General features: G+C 68.1%; 20 protein-coding genes. 3 read left to right on the top strand and 17 right to left on the bottom strand.

The genetic code is table 11. The features are described 5' to 3' along the window. Positions 1–9: 9 nt before the first annotated feature. Entirely contained in the window at positions 10–672 is a 663-nt protein-coding gene (locus WFL22_RS03820) for a DNA-3-methyladenine glycosylase (protein WP_336651053.1), read from the top strand. Between the two features lie 32 nt (positions 673–704). On the opposite strand, the gene WFL22_RS03815 is transcribed toward WFL22_RS03820, so the two are convergent. The 13 genes from WFL22_RS03815 to efp form a co-directional block, all read right to left on the bottom strand. Further along, positions 705–1,862 (bottom strand): sensor histidine kinase, encoded by a 1,158-nt coding sequence (locus tag WFL22_RS03815; RefSeq protein ID WP_336991541.1) that lies wholly within the window; start codon positions 1,860–1,862, stop codon positions 705–707. After that, the gene (locus tag WFL22_RS03810; RefSeq protein ID WP_336651055.1) at positions 1,859–2,497 is read right to left on the bottom strand and encodes a response regulator transcription factor; all 639 of its coding nucleotides are present in this window, start codon (positions 2,495–2,497) and stop codon (positions 1,859–1,861) included. Before WFL22_RS03810 ends, WFL22_RS03815 begins: the two co-directional genes overlap by 4 nt. Positions 2,498–2,531: 34 nt before the next feature. Beyond that, positions 2,532–3,521 carry a DMT family transporter gene (locus WFL22_RS03805; RefSeq protein WP_336991540.1) on the bottom strand — a complete coding sequence of 330 codons (990 nt, stop codon included), beginning with the start codon at positions 3,519–3,521 and terminating at the stop codon, positions 2,532–2,534. 17 nt (positions 3,522–3,538) lie between these two features. After that, the gene (gmk, locus tag WFL22_RS03800) at positions 3,539–4,450 is read right to left on the bottom strand and encodes a guanylate kinase (protein WP_336991539.1); all 912 of its coding nucleotides are present in this window, start codon (positions 4,448–4,450) and stop codon (positions 3,539–3,541) included. 29 nt (positions 4,451–4,479) lie between these two features. Continuing rightward, on the bottom strand, positions 4,480–5,358 hold the full coding sequence (pyrF, locus tag WFL22_RS03795) for an orotidine-5'-phosphate decarboxylase (protein WP_336991538.1): 879 nt from the start codon (positions 5,356–5,358) through the stop codon (positions 4,480–4,482). After that, complete coding sequence (gene carB / locus WFL22_RS03790) at positions 5,355–8,672, bottom strand: carbamoyl-phosphate synthase large subunit (RefSeq protein WP_336991537.1); 3,318 nt, start codon at positions 8,670–8,672, stop codon at positions 5,355–5,357. The genes pyrF and carB overlap by 4 nt, the downstream gene beginning before the upstream one ends. A 3-nt stretch (positions 8,673–8,675) precedes the next feature. Then, positions 8,676–9,866, bottom strand: coding sequence for a glutamine-hydrolyzing carbamoyl-phosphate synthase small subunit (gene carA / locus WFL22_RS03785; protein ID WP_336991803.1), 1,191 nt, complete (start codon positions 9,864–9,866; stop codon positions 8,676–8,678). A gap of 50 nt (positions 9,867–9,916) precedes the next feature. Next, positions 9,917–10,489 carry a PH-like domain-containing protein gene (locus tag WFL22_RS03780; RefSeq protein WP_336991535.1) on the bottom strand — a complete coding sequence of 191 codons (573 nt, stop codon included), beginning with the start codon at positions 10,487–10,489 and terminating at the stop codon, positions 9,917–9,919. After that, positions 10,486–11,862, bottom strand: a complete 1,377-nt coding sequence (locus tag WFL22_RS03775; protein WP_442918953.1) for a dihydroorotase — start codon at positions 11,860–11,862, stop codon at positions 10,486–10,488. Before WFL22_RS03775 ends, WFL22_RS03780 begins: the two co-directional genes overlap by 4 nt. Beyond that, positions 11,859–12,815, bottom strand: a complete 957-nt coding sequence (locus WFL22_RS03770; RefSeq protein WP_336651062.1) for an aspartate carbamoyltransferase catalytic subunit — start codon at positions 12,813–12,815, stop codon at positions 11,859–11,861. Before WFL22_RS03770 ends, WFL22_RS03775 begins: the two co-directional genes overlap by 4 nt. Beyond that, complete coding sequence (gene pyrR / locus WFL22_RS03765; protein WP_336991534.1) at positions 12,812–13,357, bottom strand: bifunctional pyr operon transcriptional regulator/uracil phosphoribosyltransferase PyrR; 546 nt, start codon at positions 13,355–13,357, stop codon at positions 12,812–12,814. Before pyrR ends, WFL22_RS03770 begins: the two co-directional genes overlap by 4 nt. 327 nt (positions 13,358–13,684) lie before the next feature. After that, positions 13,685–14,101: a transcription antitermination factor NusB gene (nusB, locus tag WFL22_RS03760; protein ID WP_336651064.1), complete on the bottom strand. Its 417-nt coding sequence runs from the start codon at positions 14,099–14,101 to the stop codon at positions 13,685–13,687. A gap of 5 nt (positions 14,102–14,106) precedes the next feature. Beyond that, positions 14,107–14,670 (bottom strand): elongation factor P, encoded by a 564-nt coding sequence (gene efp, locus WFL22_RS03755; protein ID WP_336991533.1) that lies wholly within the window; start codon positions 14,668–14,670, stop codon positions 14,107–14,109. 138 nt (positions 14,671–14,808) lie between these two features. Here efp and WFL22_RS03750 point away from each other — a divergent pair, with 138 nt between their 5' ends. After that, positions 14,809–15,375 (top strand): acyl-CoA thioesterase, encoded by a 567-nt coding sequence (locus WFL22_RS03750; protein ID WP_336651066.1) that lies wholly within the window; start codon positions 14,809–14,811, stop codon positions 15,373–15,375. A gap of 6 nt (positions 15,376–15,381) precedes the next feature. Here the strand turns inward: WFL22_RS03750 and WFL22_RS03745 are convergent, their stop codons facing one another. Further along, positions 15,382–16,218: a hypothetical protein gene (locus WFL22_RS03745; protein WP_336991532.1), complete on the bottom strand. Its 837-nt coding sequence runs from the start codon at positions 16,216–16,218 to the stop codon at positions 15,382–15,384. 28 nt (positions 16,219–16,246) lie between these two features. Beyond that, positions 16,247–18,124, bottom strand: a complete 1,878-nt coding sequence (locus tag WFL22_RS03740; RefSeq protein ID WP_336991531.1) for a vWA domain-containing protein — start codon at positions 18,122–18,124, stop codon at positions 16,247–16,249. Positions 18,125–18,177: 53 nt separating this feature from the next. Between WFL22_RS03740 and WFL22_RS03735 the strand changes: the two genes are divergently transcribed. Continuing rightward, positions 18,178–19,602, top strand: coding sequence for an AAA family ATPase (locus WFL22_RS03735; protein WP_336991530.1), 1,425 nt, complete (start codon positions 18,178–18,180; stop codon positions 19,600–19,602). A gap of 8 nt (positions 19,603–19,610) precedes the next feature. Here the strand turns inward: WFL22_RS03735 and poxB are convergent, their stop codons facing one another. After that, on the bottom strand, positions 19,611–21,335 hold the full coding sequence (poxB, locus tag WFL22_RS03730) for a ubiquinone-dependent pyruvate dehydrogenase (RefSeq protein WP_336991529.1): 1,725 nt from the start codon (positions 21,333–21,335) through the stop codon (positions 19,611–19,613). Positions 21,336–21,436: 101 nt separating this feature from the next. After that, positions 21,437–22,318 (bottom strand): DUF1684 domain-containing protein, encoded by an 882-nt coding sequence (locus tag WFL22_RS03725; RefSeq protein WP_336651071.1) that lies wholly within the window; start codon positions 22,316–22,318, stop codon positions 21,437–21,439. Between the last annotated feature and the right edge of the window lie 2 nt (positions 22,319–22,320).

Raw genomic sequence — 22,320 nt, 5'->3', positions numbered from 1 at the left:
AATGGATGGGTGGATCGCGAGCTGTTTTTCTCCCCCGCTCTTGAGGTGGCCCCGATGCTGCTGGGTGCCAGGCTCGCCGTCGCCGGTGATGACGGCGTCGGGGGTCGGGGTGTGGTGGCGATCCGCATCACCGAGGTTGAGGCTTATCACGGGGTCGGCGTTCCGGGCCCTTATGATCCTGGCTCGCACTCGAAGGATCGCCGCACCGATCGCAATGCTTCGATGTTCGGCCCGCCCGGTCACGCCTACGTCTACTTCAGTTACGGGATGCACTTTGCGCTGAATCTCGTGTGCTCCCCGGAAGGCGCCGCTTCCGGGGTGCTGATCCGGGCGGGCGAGGTGGTCGAGGGGCACGAGATCGCGCAGCGGCGTCGTTCGGCGAAGCGGGGTGGCACGATGGTGCCGGCGCATATGCTCGCTCGGGGCCCTGGCAATGTGGCGACGGCGCTCGGCATCTCTCGTGAGATGCACGACGGCCTTGACCTGTTCGAGGCGCCATTCATATTGCGCGCACCAGAGGCGCCTGCGGCGGATCTTCGGAGCGGCGCGCGGGTGGGGGTTGCCGGTGAGGCTGGAGGCCCTGCATTCCCGTGGCGCTTCTGGATTGGGGGCGAGCCCAGTGTGTCGGCGTTCAGGCCCGGCCGCGGCGCACCTCGGTCGTATCGCGGCTGAAAGGCACGCCTCAGTCAACCGGCGCAGCTGATTCAGGCAGGTGCGCCGGTGCCCGCGGGCAGCCAGGCACGCAGCGCAGCGCCGTCGGGTTTCGACTGCAGGATGAGTTCGCCGCCTCGATCCGAGATGCGACCGCCCAGGCGGGCGAGCCCGCTGAGTTCGGGGTTGTCGACGGGTGCCGCACCGAGGTGGCGCACTTCGGCAAGAATGCGACCGTCGCTTCCTTCGAGCCTCAGCGCCAGCTCACTCGCCTCACCGTGACGCAGCGCGTTCGATACGCCTTCTTCGATAGCGCGCACGAGCAGCAGCCTGCTCGTGCGGTCGAGCGGGTCTGGCACGGGTACCTCATTGACTGAGACATGCACGGGGATGGAGGGCGGAATGCGGGCCATAAGCGCCCGGGCTGCAGGCACCAGACCGAGATCGAGCGCTTCGGGATAGAGCGCAGCGCTCAGGGCGCGCAGTTCGCGCTCGCGCAGCTCCTCCAGTTCGGCGCGTACCGCGCGCACACGTTCCGCGACAACCCGGGATTCGGCGGCATCAACGCCCGAGTCAAGCTGCGCGCCTGACTCGGCGAGTGACGCTGCGAGCATCACGAAGCGATTCTGCAGGGTCCCGTGCAGGGTGTCTGCGACTTCGCGCCGCACCCGGATCTCTTCCTGCTGCAGTTCGTCAAGGGCTTCTGCGGCGCGGATCGCCGCCGCATGCCGTTCTCGGTCTGCAGAACGCGCCCGCCTACTCAGGGCGACAATCGCCACTCCGGTGCCGAGCACTGCGAGCGAGACTGGCACCAAGGTGATGGCGTCGTGCAGGGTGTCCAGGGGTTTCTCGACAGGGTGAACGTCGAACGTGAGTTGGAGGGCACCGCGCACCGTCGCCGCGACGACTGAGACGAGCAGCGCGCAGGCGGCGGCGATCCAGAGGGGTCTGTCGATGATCCGCATCCACGCGGCCCCGAGTGCAATGATGCCCACGGTGAGCAGATTGATCGAGGCCCGCAACGTTGCTTCCGCAACGGGTCCGAGCGCGTGTCCGCCGAGGCGAGGTGCGGGCACACCGTGCACGAGCATGGACTGGGCTGTGGCGCCGAAGGCGAAGAACACGCCGATGAGCACCACCGTCAGTATCAGCAGCCGTGCATCCGCGGCTTGATCCGTGGGGTGCGGATCGCGTGACGAGTCTGGAATCACGCGGTCTCCGCCAGGAAGATGCGTGCCGCAGCAACGCGCGGGTTGCAACGTTCTCGGTCGATGTCGAGGCTCGCGTAGATCGCATTGACGTGGTTGTTCACTGAGCTGAGGGCGATGCCGAGCTGTTCGGCGATCGACTGGTTGGTGAGCCCCTCGGTGACGAGCTGCAGCACCTCGACGTGGCGGGCGCTCAACGTGGCGAGCCGGCCGCCTGCCCGCACCGTGCGGGAGGTGATGATCTCGGGGTCGATGATGCAGTGTCCCGCTGCGGCGGCGCGCAAGGTGCGGATCAGTTTGGCCGCGGAGGTCGAAGAATTCTTCGAAAGGTAGCTCCACTGCTCGCGTTCATCGAGGTCGACGAGCAGCTGCGTCCGATCTACGGCCGAGAGCAGCACGATAGCGAGATGGGGGTTGGCTCGCTGCAGGGCACGCCCAGCGTCGATCCCGGTGCCGTCTGGCAGTTCGACATCGAGCAGCGCCACGTCGAGGTGTTGCGGATCCCAATTGTCTCGCGCAGCGGCGCAGTCGCCGGCGGCTACCGCCGTGAAGCCCGGCACGGAGCGGAGCAGGTGCAGCAGCATCTCCCGAAAGAGCGGCTGGTCTTCGAGAACCCCGATGCTGAGTGTCTGCGTCACCCGTCTCTCCTCCATCGATCGTGCCTATTGAGCGTCAGTTCCCGTCTGATACGGCAGGATTCGCGTCTCTCACTTGCTGCGAAGGTCCGTCGGGGTCCGCACCAGCCTCATCGAGCGCCGAAGCACCCGTCTGCGGATGGAACTTCGCGAGCCCCACCACGCCCACCACGGCCAGCGCACCAGACCCGATGAACGCGAAGATTGCCCACAGCGGGGCGTTCGCGGCCTCCCCCAGCACGACGATACCAATGAGCACCGCGACAATCGGATCGATCACCGTGAGCCCGGCAACCACGAGATCAGGCGGGCCCGAGGAGTACGCGTTCTGCACGAAGACCATACCGAGCAGTGCCCCCACCGCGAGCGCTGCTACGCAGAGCCAGGTGAGCGTCTCGAACTCGCCCTGCTGCAATCGGCCGATGACGGCCTTCGCGAAGGTCGCGACGAAGCCATAGAGCACGCCGGCACCCACGATGTAGATTAGCGCCACCCCGCGGTGCCGCAACAGCACGAAGGCGGTGAGGGCCACCACCAGGACCACGGCAAAAGTGATGAGGATCGTGGTGAGCTTCGCGTCGGTGACCGGCCTATCAGTGGCGGTGAACGCCGCGATGCTCACGAACACGACGATCCCGAGCACTGCCAGAGCCACAGACACTCGCACCTTCTTGTCGAGCCGCACGCCACTCATGCGCGAGTTCAGGATCGAAGTGATGACCAGGCCCACCACACCGATCGGCTGCACGATGATGATCGGCGACAACGCCAGCGATCCGATCTGAAACGCCACCGCGAGACCGAGCAGCAGCGTGCCACTCACCCACGACGGTCGGCGCAGCAGACCGAGCACATGCCGAAAGGAGAGGCCAGAGCCGGCGCTCGCACCGACGAGGCGCTCAACCTTGTTGAGACCACGCGACTGAAACTGCGCACCAAAGGCGAGCAGCGCCGCGCCGATCAGCGCGAGTGGGATCCCCAAGAACTGCTTCGGGTCGAGCCCAGCAACCTCTTCGATCCCGGACATGACCAGCATCGTCACGGTCACGCACCGCCGCGCATGAGCTCGACAAGACGTGCTGCAGCGCGCGGCACCTCGTCATTCACGATGATCTCGTCAAACTCTTCGGCAGCAGCCAGCTCGACCTTCGCGGTCTCAAGCCGACGCTCCCGCTCCTCTGCATCTTCCGTGCCCCGCCCCACGAGGCGGTTTACCAGCTCATCCCAGCTCGGCGGGGCAAGGAACACGAGCCGCGCCTCCGGCATACTCGCGCGCACCTGACGCGCTCCCTGCAGGTCGATTTCGAGCAGCATGAGTTCGTCGCGCGCGGCCGCTTCGAGCACCGGACCGCGCGGCGTGCCGTAGCGGTACTTGTTGTGCACCGTAGCCCACTCCAGCAGTTCGTCGGCGGCGAGCATCCTGTCAAAGCCCTCATCATCGACGAAGAAATAGTGTCGACCGTGCTCTTCGCCGGGCCGCGGCGCACGGGTCGTCGCAGACACCGACAGCCGCACTTCCGGGTAATGCTCGCGAATGTAGGTGGCGACGGTGCCCTTGCCGACCGCTGTCGGGCCGGCGAGCACGGTGAGCGGCGGCCGCTCCGAAGAGGCAGCACCGGTGCGCTCGCGCACGAACCCTTCGAGCCGTTCGCGCTGGAGCGCACCCAGCCCGCCCAGACGCTTACGTTCCGAAATGCCGAGATCATCGCGCACGCGGTCGGCCTTCACCGCACCGATCGCCGGGAACGAGAGCAAGAAGTCGGTGATGCGCAGCGTCGCCTCGGTGCTGCCAGGCACCCGAGACTGCTCAAGCACCCGCAGCGGCGACACCTCGCCGCTGCGCAGCCGCCGCTTCAGCTCGGCGCGCGCCCGGCGTGCGGCGATCGCGGCGCGATTTGCCGCAACCCTGTCGACCTCGGGCATCGTGCGCTGCTGCGGTGTGCCATTCGTGCTCATCGTTCTGCTCCTCAACTCCCGGTTCCAGGCTATACGCGCGAAGCGCTGAGCGCCGCAGCAATCGCCTCGGCGCGTTCACGCACGCGAGCGGCGAGGCCATCCGCTCCCCCGGCGAGAATACTGCGCGACTCGTTCGCGAGCAGCGCGTGACCGATACCACCGAAGATCTGCGCGGCCTCCTCGATACGGGCGCCCTGATGGCCGAAGCCCGGTGCCAAGACTGGCAGCGCCGGGCCGACCGCCGGCTTCGCAACGTCGATGCCAAAATCTGCCAGGTCGAGCGTGGCACCCAGCACCACGCCGACAGCACCCACCGCAGCCGCGGTCGACCCCGTCGCGAGATCGGCGTTGAACGCCTCAGCGTCTTCGACCATGGCGCGGGCGACGCTGCGTGAGTCGTCGCGCACCGCACGCTGCACCTCACGCGCCTCCGGGTTCGAAGTAGCAGCAAGCACGAACAGGCCCTTGCCGTGATCGCGCACCTGCGTGAACGCACCCGCGAGGCTGCCGAAGCCCTGATAGGCCACCGCCGTCATCGCATCGGCCTCCAGCGGCGACCCCGGGGCCAACCAGGCTTCAGCGTAGGCGCCGAAGCTCGAACCGATGTCACCCCGCTTCACGTCGGCGACCACCAGCAGCCCGGCCTCACGGGCGTCTGCGAGCACGCGTTCAAGAGCTGCGAAGCCCGCCGAGCCGAAGCGCTCGAAGAACGCCACCTGCGGTTTCACGCAGGCGGCCACCCCGGCAGCAGCGGCCACAACCTCACGGCCCATCCGCTCCGCTCCGGCAGCGTCATCGCCGAGCCCCCAATCGGCGAGCAGCGGCGCGTGGGGGTCGATACCGGCGCAGAGGTGCCGGCCCGCGGCGAACTCCGCCGCGAGCCGAGCACCGAATGCGAGAGACGTCATCGCGCGGTCGCCGCCTCGCTGAGAGCCGCGTCGCGATCCGCCTGATACTCCTGCAGCGACTTCACCGCGAAGCCCTGCTGCTGCGCCGAAATCGCACCCACAGCAGCCGAAAGCTCAGACACCGTGGTGAAGATCGGCTTATCGGCGGCGACGGCAGCGGCACGGATCTCGTAGCCGTCGGCGCGCGCGGACGAGCCCGAAGGCGTGTTCACGATCATGTCGATCTGCCCGCTGTTGATGAGGTCAACGATCGTGTCGCCCTCAGCCTGCGCGGAGTGCTTGCGCGCCACCTCCGAGGAGATCCCGTTGCGGGCCAGCACCACCTGGGTGCCCTGCGTCGCAAGAATGCGGTAGCCCAACTCCTGCAGGCGCAGCGCCGGCAGCACCACCGCACGCTTATCGCGATCCGCCACAGACAGGAACACCGTTCCCGAGGTCGGCAACTCGCTGCCAGCGGCCGACTGGCTCTTCGCGAACGCGGTCGGGAAATCACGATCCATGCCCATGACCTCGCCCGTCGAACGCATCTCAGGGCCGAGCAGCGAATCGACCACAAGACCCTCATGCGTGCGGAATCGCTTGAAGGGCAGCACAGCCTCCTTCACCGCGATAGGCGCATCGATCGGGGCGCGCGAACCATCGCGCTCCGGAAGGAAACCACCTTCGATGAGCTGCGCAATCGTCTCGCCGGCCATGATGCGCGAAGCCGCCTTAGCGAGCGGGATCCCCAGCGCCTTCGACACGAATGGGACGGTGCGGCTGGCGCGCGGGTTCGCCTCGAGCACGTAGAGCACGCCCTGGCCGATCGCGAACTGCACATTGAGCAGACCGCGCACGCCGATGCCCTCGGCAATGCCGAGCGTGGCCTCGCGCACCTGGGCGATCTGATCGTGGCCCAGCGTCACCGGCGGCAGCGTGCAGCTGGAATCGCCCGAGTGTACGCCCGCCTCTTCAATGTGCTCCATCACGCCGCCGACGTACAGCTGCTCGCCGTCGTAGAGCGCATCGACATCGATCTCGATCGCGTCATCAAGGAAGCGGTCGACCAGCAGCGGGTGTCCCGGGCCCACAAGCGCGTGGCCCTCGATGCGCCCGAAGTAGCCGCGCAGCGAAGCCGTGTCGTACACGATCTCCATGCCGCGACCGCCGAGCACGAACGACGGGCGCACGAGCACCGGGTAGCCGATCTCCTCTGCGATCCGCACCGCACCGTCCTCGTCGATCGCGGTGCCGTTGCGCGGGGCGGTGAGGCCGGCGCGCTCAAGGATGCGGGAGAACGCGCCGCGCTCTTCTGCGAGGTCGATGGCCTCAGGAGTGGTACCGAGGATCGGGATCCCGGCATCCTTGAGCGGCTGCGCGAGCCCGAGCGCCGTCTGACCCCCGAGCTGCACCACAACGCCCAGCAGCTCACCCGAAGCCTGCTCGGCGTGGATGACCTCGAGCACGTCCTCGAGCGTGAGCGGCTCGAAGTAGAGCCTGTCGCTCGTGTCGTAGTCGGTGGAGACCGTCTCGGGGTTGCAGTTGATCATGATCGTCTCGTAGCCCGCCTCGCTCAGCGCGAAGGAGGCGTGCACGCACGAGTAATCGAACTCGACGCCCTGGCCGATGCGGTTGGGGCCCGATCCGAGGATCACGACCTTCTTGCGTTCGGAAGGGGTGACCTCGGTTTCGAGATCATACGAGGAGTAGTGGTAGGGCGTGAGCGCCGGGAACTCGCCCGCGCAGGTGTCGACGGTCTTGTAGACGGGGCGCAGGCCGAGACCGTGACGGAGGCCGCGGATCTCGCTCTCGCTGACTCCGCGGATCGCGGCGATCTGCGCATCGCTGAAGCCGTGATCCTTCGCCTCGCGCAGCACGTCGAGCGTGAGCTGCGGCGCCGTGCGAACGGATTCGGCGACCTCATTGATGAGCTGAATCTGATCGAGGAACCACGGATCGATGGCGGTCGACTCGAACACCTGCTCGATGGTCGCGCCGAGGCGCAGCGCCTGCTGCACGTCGACAATACGACCGTCGGTGGGACGCTTCGAGCTCTCCAGCAGTTCGGCGACGCGCGCCTCGCGCTCGGACTCCGCAACAGGATCCCAGTGGAAGGAGGTGCCGCGCTTCTCGAGCGAGCGCAGCGACTTCTGCAGCGCCGTGGTGAAGTTGCGGCCGATCGCCATCGCCTCGCCCACCGATTTCATGGTGGTGGTGAGGGTGTCGTCGGCGGCGGGGAACTTCTCGAACGCGAATCGGGGCGCCTTCACCACGACATAGTCGATGGTGGGCTCGAAGCTCGCGGGAGTCTTCTGGGTGATGTCGTTCGGGATCTCGTCGAGGCGGTAGCCGAGGGCGAGCTTCGCCGCGATCTTCGCGATCGGGAAGCCAGTGGCCTTCGATGCGAGCGCCGAGGAGCGAGACACGCGGGGGTTCATCTCGATGACAATGATGCGGCCGGTCACCGGATCGACGGCGTACTGGATGTTGCAGCCGCCGGTGTCAACGCCGACGCGACGAATGATGTCGATGCCGATGTCGCGCAGCTTCTGGAACTCGTGGTCGGTGAGGGTGAGCGCGGGAGCCACGGTGATGGAGTCGCCCGTGTGCACGCCCACCGCGTCGACGTTCTCGATCGAGCAGACCACCACAGTGTTGTCGGAGGTATCGCGCATGAGCTCAAGCTCATACTCCTTCCAGCCGAGGATCGACTCCTCGAGGAGCACCTCGCTGGTGGGGCTGTAGTGGAGGCCATCGCCGGCGATGCGGATCAGGTCCTCCTCGGTGTAGGCGAAGCCCGAGCCGAGGCCGCCCATGGTGAAGGAGGGGCGCACCACGAGGGGGTAGCCGAGATCCTTCGCGAATTCCTTCGCTTCTTCCAGAGTGTGCGCGATGTGCGAGCGGGCCACGTCGGCGCCTGCCTCGAGCACGAGATCCTTGAAGATCTGGCGATCTTCGCCGCGGCGGATCGCATCGACCTTCGCACCGATGAGCTCCACGTCGTACTTCTCAAGGATGCCCTGCTCGTGCAGCGCCATGGCGGCGTTGAGCGCGGTCTGGCCACCGAGGGTGGGCAGAATGGCGTCGGGCTGCTCCTTGATGATGATCGACTCGATCACCTCGGGGGTGATGGGCTCGACGTAGGTGGCGTCGGCGAAGTCGGGGTCGGTCATGATCGTCGCCGGGTTGGAGTTGACGAGAATCACGCGCACGCCCTCCTCGCGGAGGACGCGGCAGGCCTGGGTGCCCGAGTAATCGAACTCGCAGGCCTGACCGATGACGATCGGGCCCGATCCGATGACGAGAACGGAGTTGATGTCTGAACGCTTGGGCATGGCTTAGTTGGCTCCTTCTGCGCTGGCCGAGCCTGCCGAGGCCCGATCCGTCACCAGCTGGCGGAATCGATCGAAGAGGTAGAAGGCATCGTGCGGACCTGCCGCAGCCTCAGGGTGGTACTGCACCGAGAACGCGGGGATGTCGAGGCACTCGAGCCCCTCAACCACCTGATCGTTGAGGCTGTAGTGGCTCACCTGAACCCGGCCGAAACCCTCGGGCGCGTCGTGCACGCCCTCGATCGGGGCGTCGACGGCGAAGCCGTGGTTCTGGGCCGTGATCTCAACCCGGCCGGTGCGCTTATCGAGCACGGGCTGGTTGATGCCGCGGTGGCCGAAGGGCAGCTTGTAGGTGCCGAAGCCGAGCGCGCGACCGAGCAGCTGGTTGCCGAAGCAGATACCGAAGTAGGGGATGCCGTCGCGCAGCAGTTCGCGCAGCAGCACCACCTGCTGCTCGGAGGCAGCAGGATCGCCGGGGCCGTTCGAGTAGAACAGCGCGTCGGGCGCAATGGCGCGAATCTCGTCGACCGAGGTCGTCGCGGGCAGCACGATCACGTCGAAGCCGTGCTCCGAGAGGTAGCGCACGGTGGCGCGCTTGATACCGAGATCGAGCACCGCGATGGAGCCGACACGCTCGACGCCCTCAGCAGCCGGCACCTCGTAGCGCTCTGCAGTGGTGACCTCTGCCGAGAGATTCTTGCCTGCCATGCTCGCCTGCTCGCGCACGAGGGCAAGCTGCTCATCGGCCGAGAGGGCGAGGTCTGCGCCCGAGAAGACACCAGCGCGCATGGCACCGGCGGATCGGATGTGCCTAGTGATAGCGCGGGTGTCGACCCCGGAGATACCGACGACACCGTCATTGACGAGGTCTTCGTCGAGCGAGCGCTGCGCACGGAAGTTGGAGACGCGACGTGCTGGGTCGCGCACCACGAAGCCCGCCACCCAGATCTTGCGCGACTCCATATCGGTGTCGTTGGCGCCCGTGTTGCCGATGTGCGGCGCGGTCATCAGCACGATCTGCCCCGCGTACGAGGGGTCGGTCAGCGTCTCCTGGTAACCGGTCATGCCTGTCGAGAACACGACCTCACCGAGCGTGCGGCCGGTCGCACCGTAGGCTCGGCCCTCGTAGCGGGAGCCGTCCTCGAGCACCAGCACGGCCCCGCCCTGCGGCACTGCGGCTGCCGGTGGCGCCGTCACAACGCTCGTCGTCGACTGGGGGGTCGACACCTCTTCACCTGTGTTCGTGGTCACGCGTCCTCCTGCGTCGTTCCGTGTGTGTCCCGGTCCCCCGCCCCGCACGCTGCGGGGGTAAGGATCTGTTTGATAGCCGCTGAGAAGCGCCGCTGTTCGGCGGCATCTGCAAAGCGGAAGCTTGATTCGAGGATCCGGCCATCATCGCCGGCCTCGGGAGTGCCGTGGCTGTCGTCGGCTCGCCACAGCAGCAGAGAGAGCCCACCCTGTTCGACGGCTTTGCCGATCCGCATGCCCGCCTCATCCGTGCCGAGCACCCGCGCTGCGCCGATGTGCACGGGCCGCTCGCCGGTGACCTCGATCGTGACGCCATCCCGGCGCACCGTCACATCGGCGTAGCCCTTGTAGCGCAGGCCTGGCAGCGCGATCCGTTCAAGCGGAGCACCCTCGGCAGTGGTCGAGACATACGCCGCACGCGGGAAACGCGCGATCGTCTCACCGTCGGGCGCCGGTGATGACGCAGCCGCGGCGGCGTCCCGTCGGCTGCGCGCGCGCCAGGCGAACCACATGCTCACGAGCACCAGCACACCGGCGGCGGCGAAGAGCAGTGCGATCGAGGCAGCGCTCACCGTGCCCCCTCCAGCGCAGCCGCTGCGGCGGCGACAACCTCAGGCGCGACGAGTTCGCCGCCGTCGAGGGTGAGGTACCCGCGACGCACCGTGTAGGCGACGCGGCCGGGCAGCTGCATCCCCAGGAACGGCGAGTTGACGCTGAGGCCGTGCAGGCGGTCGACGTCGAAGGCGCTCGACCCGCTCGGGTCGATCAGCGCGAGATCGGCGGGCTCGCCCTCGGCGAGCGCCGTCGGGTGGCCCCGCAGGCGCCCAATCTCGGCGGGCTTCTGCGAGAGCAGCGTTTCAAGCTCGGCCCAGCTGGCATGGCCCTCGTTCACGAGAGTGAGCAGCGCAATCGGCAGCGCCGATTCGAGGCCCACCATGCCGAAGGCGGCGACATCCCACTCGCACTCCTTCGCCTCGACAGGGTGGGGGGCGTGATCGGTGGCGATGATGTCAATAACGCCCTCGGCGACAGCGGCCCGCAGGGCGCGCACATCGGCCTCGCGACGCAGCGGCGGGTTGACCTTGTAGCGCGGATCATAGCTGCGCACCAGCTCCTCCGTGAGGATGAGGTGGTGCGGCGTGACCTCGGCGGTGACCTGCACGCCGCGGGCCTTTGCCCAGCGCACCACCTCGACGGAGCCGGCCGTCGAAAGGTGGCAGATGTGCAGTCGCGCCCCGATATGCTCGGCGAGCAGTACGTCGCGGGCGATGATCGATTCCTCGGCCACGGCGGGCCAGCCTTTGAGGCCCAGCTCGCTCGACAGTGCGCCCTCGTTCATCTGGGCACCCTCGGTGAGGCGCGGATCCTGCGCGTGCTGCGCGATCACGCCGTCGAAGGTTTTCACGTATTCGAGGGCACGGCGCATGAGCAGCGGATCGTGCACGCACTTGCCATCGTCGGAGAACACTCGCACGCCCGCACGCGACTGCGCCATCGCTCCGATCTCGCTGAGGCGCTCCCCTGCAAGATCTTCGGTGACGGCACCGATGGGGCGCACGGTGGCGTAGCCGGCGGCGTCGCCGAGCGACTGCACCTGCTCGACGACTCCGGCGGTGTCCTGCACGGGCATCGTGTTGGCCATCGCGAACACACTGGTAAAGCCGCCGGCTGCTGCCGCGCGGCTGCCCGTGAGCACCGTCTCGGACTGCTCGAAGCCGGGCTCGCGCAGGTGGGTGTGCAGGTCGACAAGGCCGGTGATCGCGACGAGACCGTCGGCTTCGATCACACGATCACCCTCGCGGGGCTGCAGCTCGGCACCGCGCTCGATGATGCGTCCGCCTGAGATCCGCAGGTCGACCGGTGCGGCGGAGCTGAGGTCAGCGCCGCGCTCGGTGAGGTCTGCGGCGATTCGAGCGCCGCGGATCAGGATGTCGGGGTTGCTCAATGGGTGCTCCGTTCAGATCCGCTCAACAACAGGTACAGGGCGGCCATACGCACCGAGACGCCGTTCGCGACCTGCTCGAGCACTGTCGACCGATCGGAGTCGGCCGCCCGGGATGAGATTTCGAGGCCGCGATTCATGGGGCCGGGGTGCATCACGATGGTGCGCTCGCCGAGTCTGGCGAGACGCGCGTCGTCAAGGCCCCAGTTACGGGCGTATTCACGCTCATTGGGGAAGAACGCGGCGTGCATGCGCTCGGTCTGGATGCGCAGCAGCATCACCACATCGGGCTGCTCTTCGCGCAGGGCGACATCGAGGGAGTGATGCAGGGTGACGGGCCAGTTGCGCGCGCCGTAAGGCAGCAGCGTCTCGGGCGCGACGAAACTGACGTGCGCGCCGAGAGCATTCAGCAGCCACAGATTGGAGCGGGCCACGCGCGAGTGCGCGATATCGCCGACGATCACCACGGAGACGCCGTCGAGGTCGCGGCCACGGCTGGCATCGCCGAAGAGACGGCGGCGCATGGTGAAGGCGTCGAGCAGCGCCTGCGTGGGGTGCTCGTGGGTGCCGTCGCCGGCGTTGAGCACACCGGCGTCGATCCAACCGCTACGGGCGAGTCGTTCGGGTGCGCCGGAGGCCGGGTGGCGGATCACGACACCGTCGGCGCCGATGGCCTGCAGGGTCTGGGCGGTGTCTTTCAGGGATTCGCCCTTCGATACCGACGATCCCTTCGCGCTGAAGTTGATGACGTCGGCGCTGAGGCGCTTCGCGGCGGCCTCGAAGGAGATGCGGGTGCGTGTCGAGTCTTCGTAGAAGAGGTTGACCACGGTTTTGCCGCGCAGGGCCGGCAGCTTCTTCACCTCGCGCTGCTGCGCGGCGTCCATCTCCTCGGCGGTGTCGAGGATGAGGATCGCGTCCTCACGGCTCAGGGTGCGCGTGTCGAGCAGGTGCCTCATGCTGGGGCTCCTCCATCGTTGCTGCCGATCGCGACCTCGTCGACGCCGTCGAGCTCTTCGAGACGTAGTGAGATGCGCTCGTGCTTCGCGCTCGGCAGGTTCTTGCCAATGTAATCGGCGCGGATCGGCAGCTCGCGGTGCCCCCGATCGATGAGCGCGGCGAGGCGCACGGCGCGGGGCCGGCCGTGGTCGTTCAGCGCGTCGAGGGCAGCGCGCACGGTGCGGCCGGAGTAGAGCACGTCGTCGACAAGCACGACAGTGACGCCGTCGACGCCGGCCACGGGCATGTCGGTGGGCTGCGGTGCGCGGGCGGGCTGGCGCGAAAGGTCGTCGCGGTACATGGTGACGTCGAGGCTGCCGACAGGAACGTCAACGCCTTCGATTCTGGCGATGTTCGCGGCGATGCGGTGCGCCAACAGGGTGCCGCGTCTGGGAATGCCGACGAGGATCAGGTCGTCGGTGCCCTTGTTTGCTTCGACGATCTCGTGCGAGATGCGGGTCAGCGCTCTCGAGATGTCGTCGGCGTAGAGGAGGGTACGCATGTGCCCAGCACTCCTTTCCCGCCTCACTGGACGGACTTAAAGGAACTCATTTCCTTCAACCATACCAGGCCCGGCACCCCAGACCCACGCACAACACCCCACGCCAAGCCCCCGTGCTGCGCCCACGCACCCCGCCGCACCCCTGCGGCCGCAGCAGACCCCTCGAAGGGCGGATTTCGCGGCGAAACTCGCAAATCCACCCGCGAAATTCGCCCTTCGGCGGCAGCACTCGGCACAGCGGGGTCACAGGCCCCACCCCAAACACACCGACGGCCCGCGCTCCGAAGTTCGGAGCGCGGGCCGTCGTCGTGCTGAGGGGCTGCCAGGCTATGCCTGCGCGTGGTCGGCGATGCGTCCCAGCACGCCGTTCACGAAGCGGCCGGAATCATCTGTGGAGTACTCCTTGGCGAGTTCCACAGCCTCGTCGATCGCCACAGCCGTGGGCACCTCGTCGTTGAAGAGAATCTCCCACGCCGCGAGCCGCAGCAAGGCGCGGTCGACGTTCGGCATGCGCTCGAGCGTCCACCCCTGGGAGTAGCTCATGATGAGTTCATCGATCTCGTCGCGGTGATCGGTGACACCATCGACGATCTCGCGAGCATACAGCCACGAGGCCTCACGGTCTGGTTCACCGGCGGCACGCCGAGCCTCGGCGCCCACGATCGCGGTGATCGGCTCGTGGCGCACATCGGCCTGAAAGAGCATGTCGAGGGCGCGTTTGCGCGCCTTGGAACGAGCTGACACGGTGACTAGTCGTTGACGCGGCCGAGGTAGTCACCCGTGCGGGTGTCGACCTTGACGCGGGTGCCGGTCTCGAGGAAGAGGGGCACCTGGATCTCGGCGCCGGTCTCGACGGTGGCGGGCTTGGTGCCGCCCGTGGAGCGGTCGCCCTGCAGGCCCGGCTCCGTGTAGGTGATCTCGAGCACCACCGAGGCGGGCAGCTCAAGGTATAGCGGAGCGCCCTCGTGCAGTGCGATCTGCACATCCTGGTTTTCGAGCATGAACTTCGCCGAGTCGCCGACGACAGCGGCTGCGACGGTCAGCTGGTCGTAGTCGCTCTTGTCCATGAAGACGAAGTCGGCACCGTCCTGGTAGAGGTACTGGTAGTCGCGACGGTCGACGCTGGCGGTCTCGATCTTCGCGCCGGCGTTGTAGGTCTTGTCGATGATCTTGCCCGAGACGACGTTCTTCTGCTTGGTGCGCACGAAGGCACCGCCCTTGCCCGGCTTCACGTGCTGGAACTCGACCACGCTCCAGAGCTGACCGTTCTCCTTGATCACGGTGCCGTTCTTGATGTCGTTCGAGGTTGCCATACGGGTATTCTCCGGGTTCTATCGGGTTCGAGCGCCAGACCAGCGCCGATACAGTTTACACCGCCCTCGCGGCACCGACCTTGCAGCTCTCCCACAAATGGTGTGCGTTGCGTGCCGCCGCGGCCCTATCCTGCGGTGATGCACATGCTCTTCCGCACCTTCTGGCATCTCTGGTTCGTCGGGCCCCGCGGCCCGAGGCTCGGCTTCGGCGACGTTTCGCGTTCGCGGTTTCGGGTGTGGCCCACCGACCTGGATGTGCTGCGCCACATGAACAACGGCAAGTACCTGTCAATCATGGACGTGGCGCGTTTCGACCTGATTCAGCGCAACGGCGCACTCGATGTCTTCAAACGCGAGGGCTGGTACCCGGTGGTTGTGGGCCAGACCATCTCATATCGCAAATCGCTGAACCCGTGGATGCGGTTCTGGATCGAGTCGCGCATCCTCGGCTTCGACGAGCAGGCGGTGTATATCGAGCAGCGCTTCGTGCGCCCCGACGCGCAGCGGCGCCCTGAGATTTACGCTCGCGCAGTGGTGCGGGGCCGTATTCTGCGCCGCGGCGGCGGCACGGTGCCGGTGGCTGAGGTCATTGAGAAGAGCGGTGCGGATCCGGATCAGCTGCGCGTTCCCGACGACGTACTCGCGTGGGGCACTGCCTCCCGACTGCCTTCGACGCGCGCCGACGCCCGGAGCGTGTGGGAGTAGGACCGCTCAGCCGATCGGCGGCCGGGCCCCGAGGTGCGGGCCCTGGTTTCCGACCTCGCGGCAGTTGATGCGCACGCTGTGCTCGGCGGCGTCGTAGACGTGTCTGGCGGCGAGTCGGCCGTCGGAGAGCGTGCCTGCGAGCCAAGTGAAGCTACGAGCGTCAACGAGAGGCTCGCCCGCAACGGCGCGCATAAGCTGCAGCATCAGCATTTCCGGCAGCGTCGCGTGCGGGCCGTGCTCGAAACTGAGGCCGAGCACCGCCGGCGCGAGGCCGGCGGGCACGAGTCGCAGGGTCCAGTCGACGCCGCCGCTGTCGCGCACGACGGGAACCCCTGCGGCGGCGCGGTCGAGACTGGTGAACTCCCGTTCAGCTTCACTCGCCAGCACGAGCGGGGATCCGCCATCCTGGTGCGACAGCGGGCCGTCGTCTGCTGCAGCCCGCGCGAACAACCGCCGCCACCCAGCCATGCCGAGGCCGTGGGGCGCGGGCACGGGTAAAAGGGTGGGGTCGGCTGCGAGGGCTGCGCCGAGCCCGCTGAACGCGACGCCCGCGTGGGCGAATGCCTCCGGCTGCGGCAGTGCGAGGTCGAGCCACGCTGCGACGGCGCTTGCCGCCGCGAAGGCGCGTTCGAAGCGCTCGCGCTGGGCCACGTCGAGCACCTCGGTGAACGCGGCCGCACCGATGGTGGTCGCACGCAGTCGCGCGGTTTCGCCGTCGAGCCAGGCATCGAAGTCGTCGGCGGTGCCGCCGTTCGCAGCGAGGGCACCGTCGAGTTCGGCCGCGAGCTCGGGGAAGAGCCCTCGCATCAGGCGGGTGCGATCCCCCGTGTCTGCCGCGGTCATGTGGTCTCCGATCTGGTGTGGCTCACCATCACCGTATCCCACGTTCGACAAGCTGTTGGATCGCCTCGGCGATGCCTGCGGGGTCGTCGATGCGTCGGCTGCTCGGGGCGTAGCGCCGCACCACCTCATCCGAGCCGATGCCGATGCCGTGCACCTCGGCTCCGGCATTCCGCAGCCGACGCAGCTCACCCGCGGCGGCGGCGGGATCATTCGATCCGCCATCGCTCACGAGCAGCACCACGCGACGCCGTTCGACGCCGTCGCCGAGCGGGCCAGCAGTGCCAGAAACGCCCGCAGCGCCCGGCACGATGCCGAGCTGCTGGGCGGCCAGCCGCAGCGCCGCCCCGTCGTTCGTGGATCCGCGCGGGGAGCGGATCTCGGTGTGCATGCGGCGACGCACTCCATCGTCGAGGCCACGACTCAATGGCTTCACGAGGACCGGCTCGCCGTCGAACACCACGAGCGCCGTGCGGATGTCGAGATCGAATTCGACCCCGGCCTGCTGCTCGGCGTGCGCGATGTCGCGTTCGACACCGGCGAGCGCTTCCAGCATGATGAGTGCGGCATCAGCTGCGGCGTCGGCGACGCGGCCCTGCATGGAGGCCGAACGGTCGACGAGTAGGACGTAGTCGGTGCTGCCTGCGCGCCGCCGCCGTCGGGGGCGCGTTTCCCGCCGCAGGAATGCTGCCGGGCGCGCCACACCGGCGCGCGCTTCTGCGACGGCACGGGCAAGGGCATCGGGGGCGAGCATTTCCCCCTCGGGCACCGGGCGCCGCCCGATTCCACGCAGTTGCGCGATGCGTTCGGCGATGACCTGCGCCCACACAGCGCGCATGCGTTCGATCGCGTCTGCGAGTTCTGCGACTCTGTCGCGGTAGTCGGCGCGGGCGCTGCCGCCGCCCCCGTCGGCCGAGCCGCCGCCAATGTCGCGCTGCTCATCGCCCGGCTGCGGGGTGGCCTCCAACTGGGGCAGCGCCATCGCTTCCAGCAGCGCACCCTCGGCTGGCAGGGGGGTGGCGAGCATCGCGGTGACGAAACCGGCCTGCTCGGCGGCGAACAGGTCGGCGCCTTCGGCTGCTTGCCGCCCCTCCCCTGCGCGCGCCCGCTCGTCTTCGCCCGGCGCTTCGGTTTCGCCCTCGGCGGGGCCGTCGTCGGTGGCTTGTTGTTCGGCGTCACCGCCAGCCCCGGCGGCTCCGAAGTCGTCTGAGGCCGCGCCGCCCTCGTGGTGTTCTGCCTCTGCGCCGCGGGGGCCGTCGCCGAGGCCGCGCTCCTGCGCATCGCGAGCGAGCAGTCGTTCGTAGGGCGGCAACAGCAGCGCGAGCGCTCGTTCGAAGCGTTCAAGCGGCGCCCGGCTCGGGTCCGGGGCGAGCACTCGCCGCAGCGCGTCGCCGTCGCGGGAGGCGTGCACGAGGGTGTCCCATTCCGCGACGACTTCGGGTGCGAGACCTGCAAGGCGTGCGGCGCCGGTGCCTGCTGCGAGCAGCAGCGCGACCCACTGCAGATGCCGGGGCTGTTCGGCGAGGCTGCCTGGGAGGCTGCGCACGATTGCTGCGGCGAGCCGGTCCCGGAGCCCTGGCAGCGCAGTGAGCAGCTCGGATACTGCTTGCAGGCGGATCACCGCGGCCACGAGCGGCTCAGCGAAGGGGTGTGCGGCGATGATCGAGCGACCGCGGCGCGCCCGCTCGGGGGCGCGCCGTTCGCCGTGCACGCTCTCCCAGAGTTGCAGCAGCGCGAGCGCTACGGCCTCTTCGTGCCCGTGCCCGCGGCTGGCGTACCAGCCGAGCCCCACCCGCAGCGCACTGTCATCGAGCTCCCAGATCTCATCATCGGTGACAATGATCGGCACCCCGATAAGCGCGCCAACGGCTCGCAGGCGCTCGCGCTCCTCGATGCCTGCGTCCACCATGCCCACACCCTACCGGGCCACGACGGCCGTGGCGCGGTGGTAGCGTGACGGGCATGCTGGCTTTCGACGCTGACCCCGTGCTGCGCGAGGCGCGCACCCTTGCTGACGAGCGACGCCTGGTGCGTCGCGCTCTCGCATCGTCTACCGGTCAGGCGGAGGCTGCAGAGCATCGGGCCGATCTCGCGGCTGTTGAGGGCCGACTCGCTGCGATACTCGACGACGCCGATAGCCGCTCATTGATCGAGGCCGCCCTTGATGAGCGTGCGCGCGTGCTGCGCACCACTGTGGCGGCGCATCGCGAGGGGGCGTCGCGCAGGGCGCGTCTCGCTGCGGCCGACGCGGTTGTGGCGCGAGCTGTGGTCGCGGGGCGGGCTCTGACCGCGTCGGAGGGTGTGCGCGTTCGCGAGCTGCGCGCCGCCGCTGAGCTGCGTTCGGAGGGCGGCTGGCGATCCGCGGTGTCGACGGCCGATCGGCGCGACGCCGTGCTGGAGTCCCTGGGCACCTTGCGGCTGCGTCGGGCGGCGCGTCAACTGCGCGGCGGTCTGCTCGAAACCGATCAGATGCGGGGCATTATTTCTGAGGCGCTGCCCGCAGTGCTGCGGGGGGATCCGGTGCTGCTCGTCGGTGAGACGGGCGGCGCGAAGACGGCGCTCGCCGAGCATCTGTCGCGCCTGGCCGTCGGTGCGGAGCCCGAGTTCGTCTCGGGCTACGGCGACATCACCGGAGCGCAACTGATCGGCACCCACGAGTTGCGGGCGGAGGCCGGTGCCACGGTGAGCGTGTTCGTGCCGGGGCCGCTGCTGCGTGCGATGGCGGAGGGGCGGCCGGTGATCCTCGACGAGGTCAATGCGATGCCCGCTGAGTTTTTGAAGCGTCTCAACCGGGTGCTGCAGTTGCGCCCCGGCGATGTCTTCAGCGTGCAGGAGGATGCTGGCCGGGAGCTGCGGATCGCCTCGGGTTTCGCGATCCTCGCCACTGCCAACGAGCAGACGCCGCATCGCTATCGGGGTCTCGACCGGCTCAGCGCCGAGCTCGTCAACCGCTTCGGTGCGAACGCTTACCGGGTGCACTATCCCGATACCGGTCTGGGCTACGAGGAGTTTCCTGCCGAGAACGCGCTGCTCGCGGCTGCGGCCGTCGTCGACGAGCGCGGCGAGTTGCCGCCGGGTATCGGGGTCGACGAGCTGCTGCGGGTAGCGCGGGCTGCGTTTATCAGCCAACAGGTGTTTTCGGGTGAGCACGGCGAGGGTTTCGGTGCGTACGTGAGCACGGAGCGCGAGATCGATGGCCGCCCGGGTTTGGAGGAGGCGGTGCTCGCGCCGCGCACGCTCGTGGCGATTCTGCAGAAGGTGGCCGGCAGTGCCGGGGCCGTGACCCTTGATCGGGCGCTGAGCCGCTTCGTGGAGGGCGTGATGCACAGCGAGGATCGCCGCGTGCTCGCGCTCATTCTGCAGGGCCAGGGGTTCAGGATCGCCTGAGCCGCCCTCTAGAAGATCTGGCGCAGGTTGGTGCGTGCCAGGTCGAGCACCTCGTCGCCTCTCCCCGAGAGCACGGAGCGCAGCGCGTAGAGCGTGAAGCCTTTCATTTGCTCGACGCTGATCGAGGGCGGCATCGACAGCTCCTGGCGGTCGGTGATCACCTCGACGAGCGCGGGCCCGTCATGGGCGAAGGCGTCGCGGAGTGCGTCTTCCAGCTGCTCTGATTCGCTCACCCGGGTGGCGTGCAGACCGATCGCCCGCGCCACGGCGGAGAGGTCGGGGTTTTTGAGCTCGGTGCCGTAGTTCACGAATCCCGCGGCTTTCATCTCGAGTTCGACGAAGTTCAGCGAGGAGTTGTTGAACACCACGATCTTGAGCGGCAGCGGCGCGTTCTGTTCGAGTGTGAGCAGTTCGCCGAGCAGCATTGCCAGCCCGCCGTCGCCCGCGAGCGCTACGACCTGACGGCTGCGGTGGGAGGCCTGCACGCCGATGCCCTGCGAGAGCGCGTTCGCCATTGAGCCGTGGCTGAAGGAGCCGATGAGACGGCGGCGGCCGTTCATGGTGAGATACCGGGCCGCCCACACGACGGGCGATCCGACGTCGGGAATGAACACGGCGTCGTCGGCGGCGAGGGTGTCGATGAGCCGGGCGACGTACTGGGGGTGGATCGCCTTCCCCGGCCCCGTGGGCGTGGCGAGCTCATCGAGCTTCTTGCGCGTTTTTCGATAGTGCTCGAGCGCGTCGTCGAGGTGGGATCGGCGCTGCTTGCGCTGCAGCAGCGGCAGCAGTGATGCGGCGGTCTCGCGCACGTCACCGACGATTCCCAGGTCGAGCGGAGCGCGGCGTCCCAGCTGCTCACCTCGCACGTCGACCTGGATCTTGGTCGCGCCCGCCGGGTAGAACTGCTGGTACGGGAAGTCAGTGCCGAGCATGAGGATAGTGTCGGCTGCCTCCATGGCGCGGTAGCCCGAAGCGAAGCCGAGCAGTCCGGTCATGCCCACGTCGAAGGGGTTGTCGAACTCGATGTGCTCCTTGCCGCGCAGTGCGTGCACGATGGGCGCGGCGAGGGAGTCAGCGAGGGCGATCACCTCATCATGGGCGCCGGCGACGCCAGCTCCCGCGAGGATCGTCACCTTCTTCGCACCGTTCAGCATTTCGGCTGCGAGCTCCAGCTGCTCCTGCTGCGGCACGACCCTGGGCCGCACCGTGGTGACTTTGGCGAGTTCGTTGCTGGGGATCTCGGAGAGGGCGATGTCGCCGGGGATCACGAGCACCGCGACGCCCTGCTTCTCTACCGCGGTCTGCATGGCAATACGCAGCAGCCGGGGCATCTGCGCCGGGTCGGACACGTGCTCGACGTAGACGGAGCACTCGCGGAAGAGTTCCTGCGGGTGCGTTTCCTGGAAGTAGTTCGAGCCGATCTCGGCGCTCGGGATGTGCGCGGCGATGGCGAGCACCGGCACGCGCGAGCGCTGTGCCTCGTAGAGCCCGTTGATGAGGTGCAGGTTACCGGGGCCGCAGCTACCGGCGCACACCGCCAGGCTGCCGGTGACTGAGGCCTCCCCTGCGGCGGCGAAGGCCGCCCCCTCCTCGTGACGGGCGTGCACCCACTCGATGCCCGAGGTGCGCAGGGCGTCGGTGATGCCGTTCAGCGAGTCGCCCGGAATGCCGTAGACGCGTTCGATCCCGTTCGCCTCGAGTGTGTCGACGAGGTTCTGAGCAATCGTGGTCATGGGATCCCCTCCGACGGCGGAGGGTCCGCCGCTCCCTCCCCATCCTCAGTGTGATCCGGGAGGAACGCAAGGGGTTGCGGAGGGGCGGCGGCCATGCGGGCTCAGGCGGCGGGCGCCTCGTAGGTGAGCACCCGTGCAACATCGTGCTCGGGCTTCTTCTCGCCGGCGAGCACCTCGAAGTCGAGGTGGTTCTGGCGGGGCGGCAGCGGGCAGGTCACGAAGTTGGTGACCGCGCACGGCAGCGCGACGGCGTAGTTGAAATCGATCCAGTCGATGCGACCGGCGCCGTCCTCGGAGAACTGCAGCTCGATCACGCGGCCGGCGCCGTAGCTGATGGGGCCGCTCGTGGCGTCGCGGATGTGGGCGACGGGCTGCACCCGATCTCCCGCGTCCTTACCGATGAGCACGATCTCATACGGCGTGCCGTTGTGCTCGAAGCGCAGGGTGCCGATGCGGCTGGTGGTCTCCCGCACGCCGCGCTCGACGGTTTCTTGCTCGACATCGTCGCGTTCCGCCGGGGTGAACACTGCGGGGAGGCGCCACGCGGGGTCGTAGTCGAAGGCTGTGAGGCCGATCTGCTCGGCCCGCACCGACACCCGCGGATCGCGCACGCGCACGCCGAAAATGCGGTCGCCCGCATCGTTGGTGCGCGGCACCGTCTCGACTTCGCAGGCACCGAAGTAGACGGGCACGCTCGCGCCGTGACCGTAGGTCTGATTGCGGCCGGTGACGATCTCGACGGGCCCGGTCGGGTACTCGCCGTTGACGGAGAGCTGCGGCCCTTCTTCCGCGGGGGTGTGGATCACCTTGCCGTCGCTGACGCTCCAGGTGCCGGGCAGCAGCTCGAGCTCCACGTCTGACGCTCCCTCGTGCAGCCAGTACTGCGCGACGAGCGCCGTCCAGCCGTAGGGTCGGGTGAGGTCCGAGACGTGCTTGTGGCGCCACTCGCGCCACTGCCCGGCGAGATGCTCAGTTACCGGCATCA

The sequence above is a fragment of the Leucobacter sp. VD1 genome (assembly GCF_037150695.1).
Lineage (GTDB): Bacteria > Actinomycetota > Actinomycetes > Actinomycetales > Microbacteriaceae > Leucobacter.
This window is presented reverse-complemented; position numbering and strand designations above follow the sequence as displayed.